The organism is Acidithiobacillus sp., assembly GCF_023255755.1.
In the GTDB taxonomy this organism is placed as follows: domain Bacteria; phylum Pseudomonadota; class Gammaproteobacteria; order Acidithiobacillales; family Acidithiobacillaceae; genus Acidithiobacillus.
Genome location: NZ_JAGDVS010000061.1, coordinates 8,855 through 18,828, shown reverse-complemented (window position 1 = coordinate 18,828; position 9,974 = coordinate 8,855). Strand labels below are relative to the sequence as shown.

The 9,974-nt window shown below is 57.1% G+C and carries 12 protein-coding genes; 9 read left to right on the top strand and 3 right to left on the bottom strand.

Annotation, left to right across the window (positions count from 1 at the left end):
* Positions 1-117 precede the first annotated feature (117 nt).
* From Q0C48_RS04270 to Q0C48_RS04250, 5 genes are all read left to right on the top strand, one after another.
* Positions 118-408, top strand: a complete 291-nt coding sequence (locus Q0C48_RS04270; RefSeq protein WP_291521877.1) for a hypothetical protein — start codon at positions 118-120, stop codon at positions 406-408.
* A 264-nt stretch (positions 409-672) separates the two neighbouring features.
* A complete protein-coding gene (locus Q0C48_RS04265; protein ID WP_291521875.1) occupies positions 673-900 on the top strand; it encodes a type II toxin-antitoxin system HicA family toxin in 228 nt (75 codons plus the stop codon).
* 2 nt (positions 901-902) lie between these two features.
* Positions 903-1,262, top strand: a complete 360-nt coding sequence (locus tag Q0C48_RS04260) for a type II toxin-antitoxin system HicB family antitoxin (RefSeq protein WP_291521873.1) — start codon at positions 903-905, stop codon at positions 1,260-1,262.
* A 545-nt stretch (positions 1,263-1,807) separates the two neighbouring features.
* Positions 1,808-2,725: an oxygenase MpaB family protein gene (locus tag Q0C48_RS04255; RefSeq protein WP_291521871.1), complete on the top strand. Its 918-nt coding sequence runs from the start codon at positions 1,808-1,810 to the stop codon at positions 2,723-2,725.
* A gap of 558 nt (positions 2,726-3,283) precedes the next feature.
* Positions 3,284-3,931: a phospholipase D family protein gene (locus Q0C48_RS04250; protein ID WP_291521869.1), complete on the top strand. Its 648-nt coding sequence runs from the start codon at positions 3,284-3,286 to the stop codon at positions 3,929-3,931.
* A gap of 6 nt (positions 3,932-3,937) precedes the next feature.
* Here Q0C48_RS04250 and glp read toward each other — a convergent pair whose 3' ends face one another.
* Genes glp through mobA form a run of 3 tightly spaced genes read right to left on the bottom strand, consistent with a single transcriptional unit; the run spans position 3,938 to position 6,278 of the window.
* Complete coding sequence (gene glp, locus Q0C48_RS04245; protein ID WP_291521867.1) at positions 3,938-5,176, bottom strand: gephyrin-like molybdotransferase Glp; 1,239 nt, start codon at positions 5,174-5,176, stop codon at positions 3,938-3,940.
* Positions 5,177-5,178: 2 nt separating this feature from the next.
* The gene (gene mobB, locus Q0C48_RS04240; protein ID WP_291521865.1) at positions 5,179-5,673 is read right to left on the bottom strand and encodes a molybdopterin-guanine dinucleotide biosynthesis protein B; all 495 of its coding nucleotides are present in this window, start codon (positions 5,671-5,673) and stop codon (positions 5,179-5,181) included.
* Positions 5,670-6,278 carry a molybdenum cofactor guanylyltransferase MobA gene (mobA, locus tag Q0C48_RS04235; protein WP_291521863.1) on the bottom strand — a complete coding sequence of 203 codons (609 nt, stop codon included), beginning with the start codon at positions 6,276-6,278 and terminating at the stop codon, positions 5,670-5,672. Before mobA ends, mobB begins: the two co-directional genes overlap by 4 nt.
* 73 nt (positions 6,279-6,351) lie before the next feature.
* Here mobA and Q0C48_RS04230 point away from each other — a divergent pair, with 73 nt between their 5' ends.
* The 4 genes from Q0C48_RS04230 to Q0C48_RS04215 form a co-directional block, all read left to right on the top strand.
* Positions 6,352-6,909 carry a hypothetical protein gene (locus tag Q0C48_RS04230; protein ID WP_291521862.1) on the top strand — a complete coding sequence of 186 codons (558 nt, stop codon included), beginning with the start codon at positions 6,352-6,354 and terminating at the stop codon, positions 6,907-6,909.
* On the top strand, positions 6,906-7,982 hold the full coding sequence (gene leuB / locus Q0C48_RS04225; protein ID WP_291521861.1) for a 3-isopropylmalate dehydrogenase: 1,077 nt from the start codon (positions 6,906-6,908) through the stop codon (positions 7,980-7,982). Before Q0C48_RS04230 ends, leuB begins: the two co-directional genes overlap by 4 nt.
* A gap of 6 nt (positions 7,983-7,988) precedes the next feature.
* Positions 7,989-9,011: an aspartate-semialdehyde dehydrogenase gene (locus Q0C48_RS04220; RefSeq protein ID WP_291521860.1), complete on the top strand. Its 1,023-nt coding sequence runs from the start codon at positions 7,989-7,991 to the stop codon at positions 9,009-9,011.
* Between the two features lie 58 nt (positions 9,012-9,069).
* Positions 9,070-9,974, top strand: a 905-nt coding sequence (locus tag Q0C48_RS04215; RefSeq protein ID WP_291521857.1) for a FimV/HubP family polar landmark protein, incomplete at its 3' end; no start/stop codon positions are given.

The following is a 9,974-nucleotide window of genomic DNA, read 5'->3' as shown; positions in this document are numbered from 1 at the left end:
CAGAAAGCTTTGACCAGCCTTTCGAGTTTGCGGGGATCAATGGCGTAGCGTCCACACATGGCGTACCTTCTGAAAACGGATATACTGTACATAAATACAGCACCGAAGGAATCGGCCATGTTAGTCAGTGTATACCCCCTGCGCATTCGTGGGCGACGCCTCAAGGCGGATGCGGTAAAGCGGCAAACGCCAGTTCGCGGTGATCTGCGCACCTGCCAGCAACAATGCTACCTGGTAGCGACCCTGGAACTCGATATGCCCCTGGATGCACGCCCATTGCCACCACTGTACGACCCGAGACTGGTGCTCATCAGCCCGCAGTCGATGCGCTTGATGGGGTTCGAGAAGGTGGGGGATGGCGGGAACGCCACCACCTATATGCAGGAATGGCTGTGTGAGACGGACTGATATCGACCCGTTGCTGCCTTTCGCCCTGCGGCTACGAGCGACAGCAACGCAGCGTAAGCAGTCATCCAGCGGACTGACCATCATATTTTCGAAACACGTCACCATGGCTGTAAACCGTAGCCGTCTTTTGAGAATGGTTTTCGAGAATCGCAACCCTTTGATTTACTGTGCAGCAATCACCGCCATCTGAAGACTCTCGAAAACGGTCGGTTGCGAGAGGGCATCTATGATGCTAAATGATGTTACAAGTAGTATCATTCGTGGATGAATAAAGCGATCAAACTGCGTGAGGCCATGAAAAACCATCCCATGGGTTGGCAGATTGATGATCTTCAGGTGGTTGCCCGTCAGCACGGAATCACCTGGCGACACGATGGCGGCAGTCATTGCGTATTTATCCGGCACGATGGGCGGACGCTGCCAGTGCCCGCCCATCGACCGATCAAGCCGGTCTACATCAAAAAGTTTTTGCGCCTGGTGGCAGGAGAATGACCATGTATGCCCTGGAAGATTACCCGTTCGAGATGCGCCCGCTGAAGCCCTCAGAAGGGGGTGGGTATCTGATTTCCTACCCGGACTTCACGGAATGCATTGCGGATGGAGAAACGGTGGAAGAAGCATTACAGAATGGCCGGGAAGCCTTGCAGGCAGTGATGGGGGCTTTGCAGGAGCAGGGGATGCCGGTACCGGCACCGAATAGTGGAGGTGTGGCTTCCGGCAAATTCATTGCCAGAGTACCAAAATCCATCCATGCCCAACTCGCTGCGCGGGCCAGAATGGAGGGGGTATCGCTCAACGCGATGGTTTTGACGCTCCTTGCCAAGGGATTGGGTCAGGGAACGCGGGTGGAATGAGGTTTCCGGACGCCGAAAGATAGACGGGTTGATGGGCAGATTCAGGGCCGGAAATGGCCCCGGAAGTGTCCAGAAACTAACTGTCGATTAAACCTTCGATTTCTGAACTGTCATGTGGCGCGAGGTTCCTGCGCCCGCTAGAACACATTATTTGGATACGGTACTTGTGCGAGTCGTCCAGTCATGACGGCGTCATTGTTAGGCCGTTTCTTGGTACCTATGACGGTATCCCGATAATCGATACATGATCCCCGTAAAAGGCCAGTACACCGGGGTGGGAAAGGTCCTGCATGCCTTCCATGAGTGTCATAATGCTCTGACTTGGGGTACACTCAGCGCGATATCATGTGTCCCTGCCAGAAACGACTGTAGCTGTGCCAACGTTTGTAGCTTTGTTTCCTTCATGTCGATCATCATGCCTCTGTAGTGACCGATTAAAACTCAGGTGCTCAGACTCATTTCATATTGGAAGAGGCTAGATATTTACTCATCTCATAATCGGATGGATACTGTTTCCGAAACGAAAAACGAAGAGAGTAACGCAGATGAATTTAGGCAGCAACTGGACTGAAATAGCGCGTCGTGGAATAAAATTCATTCAGGTGCGCCGCAACACCCATCTGCAAAATATTCTTGGTCGTGATCCAGTATCCGACCATTGTGCCATCGTGTTCTTGGATGCCGCTTACGAATTTCCATTCGATATCGCGCGCGCTCTCGAATTTGCCTTGTTCCGGAGTTATGCCGTACCCCGTATTTCTGGGTTGTTGCAGAAGTCGGGGGAACTCATGAACAATGCCCGCAAACGCTACGACGATACCGACCTAATTCTCAGCGAGCTTTTAGAACATGGCTATGACAGTGAACGAGGCCGGGCTGCTCTTGCGAATATGAATCAACAGCATGGCCGCTACCCTATACACAACGATGATTATCTGTATGTGCTGTCCACTTTTGTTTTTGAGCCAATTCGCTGGATTGAGCGTTTTGGCTACCGCGCTATGGTTGAGCAGGAGCGGTTGTCCTGGTTTTTATTTTGGCGTGCAGTGGGCGAACGCATGGGTATCCATAACATTCCGGAAAAATACGGAGATTTTGAGGGCTACAACATCTGCTATGAGCAGGATAAATTCAGATTTGCTCGATCTAATCATATTATTGCCACAAAAACCAGGGATTTACTATTGGAGATGTATATTCCACGGGCTTTATTTCCCATAGGGCGTCTCGCGGTTTATGCAATGCTGGATGAATCCATGTCCAAAGCTTTTGGATTTCCAGTGCAGAGGCCTACATTGCGCTTTATCATCCGGCGCATTCTGTACTTACGTGGAAAACTTGTCCGCTGCCTACCAGCGCGGCAAAAACCAGTACTGCGCACCCAAAAACGGCGTCCAACGTACCCTGAGGGTTACTGCATCAAGGACCTTGGTCCAGATCACACTGACAACAGCACTCTTTAGTTACTCAGACCAAAATAGCATCGGTATTGCGCTTAATTGATAACGTCGTCGTTGATTTCTGAACTTACCCATGTCGACAAAACAAAGCCTCCAGATGGACCCCTATTCAGGACGCGCAGCAACTCTCGAATAACTGAATGACCGCAATCAGTCTAGTGCCGCCAGTTCGTCCTCTGTGATACCCAGGCGTTCCATTTCTTCACGGATTCGCCGTCCTGCTTCGAGCAAAGCGTCCCTCTCTGACTGGCTGGGTTTTTTGGGAACCGGGATGTAAAAGCCGATGGTCTGCCTAACAGCGGACTGAGACTGGCGGTGATGACCTTTTACGCATGAACTGCCCTTGCTGATAGCGCCATTGCATGCCCTCCGCCGCACTGTTACCCGTCTGCCCCGAGGCAGAGGTTGCCTGTTACGTATGGAAACAGTACGCTACTTAGTATTTTAATTATCAATCTATTAGTGTGCATAGTGAAAAATCCTGAAACGTAATGAACACGGGAGACGGGGCTCACCGCCTCCGCCACTAAATGACAGGAATAATAATAAGCAGGAGCGTTCATGTCTGGACTGAAGCGGTCGAGCATTGTGCCGGTTTGTGGATTGTTGCTGGCGTCTTTTGCCGCAGGGGCACGGGCCGATGGGTCTGGATCTGGTTGGCAATCGCTTAAAAGCTGGGGGCAAAATCAGTGGTCGGCGGCCACCGCCGCACTGCCGCACACGCCCGTAACGGTGCCGGCGCGGGGGACGATTGAAGTGGCTTTCTCGCCGCCGGGCGGAGCGACAGCGGCCATTGTGCAGGCGGTTGGCGAGGCGAAGCAGCGGGTCTGGGTGCAAGCCTATAGCTTCACCAGCGCGCCGATTGCCAAGGCCGTGCTCAGTGCCGCCAAAAGGGGGGTCGAGGTGAAGGTGGTGCTGGACAAGAGTCAGCGCACCCAGAAATATTCGGTGGCCGATTTTTTCGCTAACCAGGGTGTGCCCGTTTACATTGATGACCAGCACGCTATTGCCCATAACAAGGTGATGGTGATCGATTCGGGGACGCTGATCACGGGCAGCTTTAATTTCAGCAAGGCGGCAGAGCAGGCCAACGCCGAAAATCTTCTGATATTTCGGGGAAATCCGGCGCTACAGCAACTCTATGCTGACAACTTCCGCTTTCATCTCAGCCACTCGACGCCCTACACGGCGCGTCACGGCCTGGATTAGCTCGACCTAGACGAGTCCTTCCAGCAACTGTACATCGACCAGACTGCCGGCCTTGGCATGCTCCGCTTCGGCCGCGAGAATGATCAGGCAGTCGGCATGGGCCATTCCACTCATGATATGGGAGGCCTGTTGACCAATCCCCGTCACCTGTAGTCCGCTGGGGGTCAGCAGCAGCCGACCGCGCTGGAAATCGGTGCGTCCCCCCTTTTTCTGGAGATCCTCTGCCAAAGGAAGCTGTAGCAGCGGAGCGGTCCAGGGCGCCGCTTTGCCCATGCGCTTGAGGATGCTGGGGCGTACAAACTGGTAAAAAGTCACCATGGTAGAGACGGGGTTGCCGGGCAGGCCGAAGAAGATGGCGTTGTCGAGTTGTCCGAAAGCCAGAGGACGCCCAGGTTTCATGTTTATTTTCCAGAAATTGATGGTGCCGAGGCGACTGAGGAGTTCGGCGATGTAGTCGGCGTCGCCCACGGAGACGCCGCCGGTGCTGATCACCATATCGGCCATGGTTGCGGCGCTGTGCAGGGCCTCTTCGATGTGCTCGGGATCGTCGACGATACGGCCGAGATCAAGGGTTTCACAGCCGAGGCGTTGCAGCATGCCGTGCAGGGCGTAACGGTTACTGTCGTAGATTTGTCCTGGACCCAACGCGCTGCCCAGTGGGCGCAACTCATCGCCGGTAGAGAAAAATGCGACCCGCAGACGGCGATACACGGCGAGTTCAGCAACGCCCAAACTGGCGAGCAGTCCGATTTGGGCGGGACGCAACCAGGTTCCCGCTTTCAGGGCCAGGGCTCCGGCCTGTAGGTCCTCACCGGGCTGGCGGATATTCGCTCCCGTCTTGCTGAGCACCTGCGGAGTGACCTGATCAGCGTGGACTTCTGCCTGCTCCTGAACGAGTACGGCATCCGCGCCTTCCGGGACCACGGCACCGGTCATAATACGTACACACTCGTCGGCAGCGACATGCCCCTTGAAGGGATGGCCGGCAAAAGACTGGCCGATGATGCGTCGTACGGCATCGCCGTCAATGCTGCGCAGGGCGTAGCCATCCATGGCCGAATTGGACCAGGCGGGCACGTTGGCAGGGGCATGAATGTCCGTGGCCAGTACCCGTCCCAGCGCATTGCCGAGATGGATATTTTCGGTACCTTGCACCGGCAGGCTGGCCGCGAGGATGGCATCCCGTGCATCGGCGACACTTTTAGCCAGGGAATCATGTTCGTTACCACCACAACAGTGAGCCATGTTTAATCTTCCTTTTTTATCCATTGCCGGATGAATTGCGCGATGGCGGACGGCGCATTCAGGTCCAGTTGAACGCCGGGAATGTCCAGAACGCTATCTGTCGCTACGGCCATGATGCAGGGGTCATCTGCCGCAAGCAGGGGACGCCCGAGACCTGGCCGGTGCACTTCGATTTTCGGCACTGCCAGTGCCTTGTTCCCCTCTATCAGGAGAAGGTCTGGCAGTGGTTGCAGGCTGGCGCTGATGGTCTCCAGGTTGACTTCTGCCGGAGCAGGTCTGCTCATAAACCAGCGTTTCGGACCCTGCAGTAATACGGCATCTGCACCTGCCTCCCGTAAACGGTAACTGTCTTTTCCCGGTACATCCCAGTCCACATCGTGATGGGTCGACTTGACGACGGCGACCTTCAGTCCATATCCGCGTAGCAAGGGAATCAGGGCGCAGAGCAGGGTGGTCTTACCGCTACCGCTATATCCTACTACACAGAGCGTTTTCATGTCATATCCTCTGGATGATTGCAGTTACGCAGCAAATCGGCGGGCAGGGTAAGACCGGCAAAAGAGAGGTCCTGGAACCAGCCTTGCGCTCGCCGCCCGCCGCCGTCCAGATAACGCTGTAGCTGGGGCAGCAGAGCGCGGCGACACAGACAGATGACAGCATGCCAATGGTCGGCGCTGCGCACCACCACCAGGTCATGCCCGCCTTTGGCCTGCCACATACGGCGCACGATATCCTGGGGTAAATAGGGGCTGTCTACCGGGATGCTGGCTACCCAGGCTTGCGTCGCGGCATGCATTCCGGCGGCCAGTCCCATGAGCGGGCCCTGAAAATCTGCCGTCAGATCAGAGACGACACGATGTCCCCATTGTGCATAAGGGTCCATATTGCGGTTGGCGCTGATGACGATGTCGGTACAATCCCCGTGCAGGATGGCGATGGCCCGCTCGATCAGGGGTTTTCCCTGCCAGTCCAGCCAGCCTTTATCTGCACCACCCATACGCCGACCGGCGCCACCGGCCAGAATGATTCCGGTGACCGGTAGCCGTTGGTGTGCATTCTGTGCGCTGGGTAGGGGTGCCGGGGTGCTGGTGGACGAGTTCACGGGTGTCGTGCCTTGCTGGTAATGCCTATGCTATCCTTCCACAATTCTTTCCTGAGGAAAACCTGGAGCGGTTATGTGGAATTGGTTGCGGGGCAAGATGGAGCCTGTCGCCCCGCCCAGCGGAGTCGTGATAGATGCAGGTATCCCGGCGCAGGATCGGGTGGCGGAACTCCCCTTGCCGGAGCCCCTTTTTATTCTGCACTACAACGGTTTCGGTCTGTTGCCGGAAAATCCCGAGCTGCGTCAAATTCTGCTGGAGACGGCACGGAGTGGTGACTTCCTCCGGGATATGCCACGCGTCAGCGCCCAGCAATTGGCGGCAAGGACCGGACTGCAAATGCGCTTTGGCCTGGATACCGACACCGTGGCGCGTTTCTTTCGGGTGCTGCACGCCGAGATTACCCGGCGCATGTATGTGGAAGCTGCCCGGGAGCGCGAAGGCGCGGCGGGGCTGCGCTTGACTCTGCGTAAGCCGGAAACGGCCACGCCGGAAGACCAGGCCATTGTCAACGCCGATGCCCACGGTCTCGGTGCCGGGGTCTATCCCTTTACCCATATTCCCGAAAACCCCCATCCGGGGACGGAAAACCCTTTTATTATTCGCGTCGTGATGAAAAAGGATCTGTTATGAAAAAAATAGCCATCTTCGCCGGTGACGGCATTGGTCCGGAAATCGTGGCGGCTGCCCGGCAAGTGCTGGATGCCGTGGATCAGGCCGCCCACCTTGGCCTGCACTGTACCGAAGGCCTGGTGGGCGGGGCCGCGCTGGACGCCAGCGATGATCCCTTGCCGGCAGTCTCTTTGCAGTTGGCCATGGAGGCGGATGCGGTCATTTTGGGCGCGGTGGGCGGCCCCCGCTGGGACGCGTATCCACCCGCCAAACGCCCGGAACAGGGACTGCTGCGCCTGCGCAAAGGCCTGGACCTCTATGCGAACCTGCGTCCCGCGCAGATTTTTCCGCAGTTGCTGGATGCCTCGCCCCTACGTCCGGAACTGGTGCGCGATGTCGATATCCTGGTGGTGCGCGAGCTGACCGGGGATATCTACTTCGGCCAGCCGCGCGGTCTGGAGGTCGTCGATGGCAAGCGCCGCGGCTTTAACACCATGGTCTATGACGAGGATGAAATTCGCCGTATCGCCCATGTGGCCTTCCGCGCTGCCCAGGGGCGTCGCAAGCAGCTGTGCTCGGTGGACAAGGCCAACGTCCTGGAGACCACACGTTTGTGGCGCGAGGTGGTCACCGAAGTGGCGCGGGGCTATCCCGATGTGCAGCTCAGCCACATGTATGTGGATAATGCCGCCATGCAATTGATCCGCGCCCCGGCACAGTTCGACGTGCTGCTGACCGGCAACATGTTTGGTGACATTCTTTCCGACGAAGCCAGTCAGTTGACCGGATCCATCGGCATGCTGCCCTCGGCTTCACTGGGCGAGGGTCGGGCGATGTATGAGCCTATTCATGGCTCGGCGCCGGACATAGCCGGGCAGGACAAGGCGAATCCCCTGGCCACGATTCTGTCGGTGGCGATGATGCTGCGGCATTCCCTGAACGCCGAACCTTGGGCACAGCGGGTGGAGGCTGCCGTACAGCAGGTGCTGAGCCAAGGGCTACGCACAGCGGACATTGCAGCGCCCGGCGCGTCGGTTATTGGTACCAAAGCCATGGGTGCCGCAGTGGTCAACGCACTTAGCCTGAAGGATTGATAGCGCATGCAAAAATCACAATATAATGTCGCTATTTTAGGGGCAACCGGTGCAGTTGGTGAGGTCATGCTGCAGATTCTCGAGCAGCGCAAGTTTCCGGTGGATAAACTCTACCTGCTGGCCAGCAGCCATTCGGCGGGCGGACGTCTGCCCTTCAACGGCCAGCAGGTTCTGGTGCAGGATGCGGCGACTTTCGACTGGTCGCAGGTCGATATCGGTCTGTTTTCTGCCGGTGCAAAGGTCAGCGCGGAGTATGCGCCGAAGGCGGTGGCTGTCGGGTGTGTGGTCATCGACAATACCTCTCAGTTCCGCTACGACGACGAAATTCCTCTGGTAGTGCCCGAAGTCAATCCGCAGCGGATTGCCGATTACCGGCGCCACGGTATTATCGCCAACCCCAATTGCTCGACTATCCAGATGCTGCTGGCGCTAAAACCCATTGCCGATGCGGCGGGCATCGAGCGGGTGGTGGTCGCGACTTATCAGGCGGTCAGCGGTGCGGGCAGGCGGGCTATTGAAGAACTGGGGCAGCAAACCCTGGCGCTTTTCCGTCATGAAGAAGGTGTTGCCGAGGTGTTCCCTAAGCGGATTGCCTTTAACTGCCTGCCCCAGATTGATGTCTTCCAGGATAACGGCTACACCAAGGAAGAGATGAAGATGCTCTGGGAGACCCGCAAAATCCTGGAGATTCCGGATATCGCTCTGACCGCTACCTGTGTACGGGTGCCGGTGTTTTACGGCCATTCTGAAGCAGTCAACGTGGTAACCCGCGAGCCAATCACGCCAGAAGCCGTCCGCGCGCTGCTGGAAAAGGCCCCGGGCGTCATCGTCGTGGATGATCGTGGCACGGGTGCATGGCCCTCAGCACTGGATGTGGCTGGCCAGGACGCCACCTATGTAGGCCGCATTCGCGGTGACTGCTCCCATGAACGTGGAATCAATTTCTGGGTGGTGGCAGACAACATCCGTAAAGGTGCCGCACTGAACAGCGTACAGATTGCAGAGTTGCTGATTCGCGACTATTTATAGTCCTCGTTGGCGACAATGTTTGCCGGGCTGCGCTGGTATTACCAAAGTGAGGAAGATAATGATGGATAAGAAGAACTGGTTGTGGGCCTTGGCCGGTATGGGTCTCCTCTTGCCAGGTATGGCGCAGGCCTTGGGGCTTGGTGATTTGCGGGTGCTTTCCGCGCAGGGTGAGCCCTTTCGTGCCGAAATATCCATACAGTCGTTGAGTCCGCAAAGTGAAGCGAGTCTCAGGGCCGGGCTGGCGCCCGCCAGCGCCTTCGCGATGATCAATCTTCCCAAGGCAGACGCACTGGATCACTGGCATTTTACGGTACGCAGTGGTGACAGACCGGCCATATTGATCACTAGTCCGCTGCCGCTGCCTCAGCCTGCGTTGCATTTCCTGGTGCAGCTCAATTGGTCCGGAGGACAGTTGGTACGGGAATATTCGGCATCCAGCGCCGGGGATAACGTTGTATCCACCCCCCGGACCATGACGCCTGTTCCGCAGTCCAGCACCTCGCCGACAATGCCGCAGCCCGTCCGTCACGCAGCACCTGCACCCATCTATCATGGCTGGTCCAGGGTGAGCCGTTATGGTCCGGTGCCTGTCAACGGATCTCTGTTCCAGGTGGCTCAATATATTACACGCAGTAACGCGGTCACCCTCGACCAGGTCATGGCCGCTCTGGTGAAGGCCAACCCGCAGGCTTTTAAGGGTGGTAATCCTACCTACCTCTATGCCGGAAGCATGCTGACGGTGCCCAGTCTGGCGCAGGTGCAGTCCGTTTCACCCGCACAGGCCGGCACTTGGTTGTCTGCCCAGCGTGCAGGGAACAGTGTGTCTGTTGCTACTGCGCCTGCAGCAACACCCCCTGCTGCTGTTACTGCACAGGCCGCTTCTGTGGCAGCAGCGGCGAAATCAGCCGGTAACGCGACGCATCTGGTGCTTTCCAGTGCGCCTGCGGCAGCAGCGGCTACTGC

Excerpts from the sequence above, each read along its gene's own strand:
- Q0C48_RS04270 (WP_291521877.1), top strand. The coding sequence starts at position 118 with ATGTTAGTCAGTGTATACCCCCTGCGCATTCGTGGGCGACGCCTCAAG.
- Q0C48_RS04265 (WP_291521875.1), top strand. The coding sequence starts at position 673 with ATGAATAAAGCGATCAAACTGCGTGAGGCCATGAAAAACCATCCCATG.
- Q0C48_RS04260 (WP_291521873.1), top strand. The coding sequence starts at position 903 with ATGTATGCCCTGGAAGATTACCCGTTCGAGATGCGCCCGCTGAAGCCC.
- Q0C48_RS04255 (WP_291521871.1), top strand. The coding sequence starts at position 1,808 with ATGAATTTAGGCAGCAACTGGACTGAAATAGCGCGTCGTGGAATAAAA.
- Q0C48_RS04250 (WP_291521869.1), top strand. The coding sequence starts at position 3,284 with ATGTCTGGACTGAAGCGGTCGAGCATTGTGCCGGTTTGTGGATTGTTG.
- glp (WP_291521867.1), bottom strand. The coding sequence starts at position 5,176 with ATGGCTCACTGTTGTGGTGGTAACGAACATGATTCCCTGGCTAAAAGT.
- mobB (WP_291521865.1), bottom strand. The coding sequence starts at position 5,673 with ATGAAAACGCTCTGTGTAGTAGGATATAGCGGTAGCGGTAAGACCACC.
- Q0C48_RS04230 (WP_291521862.1), top strand. The coding sequence starts at position 6,352 with ATGTGGAATTGGTTGCGGGGCAAGATGGAGCCTGTCGCCCCGCCCAGC.
- leuB (WP_291521861.1), top strand. The coding sequence starts at position 6,906 with ATGAAAAAAATAGCCATCTTCGCCGGTGACGGCATTGGTCCGGAAATC.
- Q0C48_RS04220 (WP_291521860.1), top strand. The coding sequence starts at position 7,989 with ATGCAAAAATCACAATATAATGTCGCTATTTTAGGGGCAACCGGTGCA.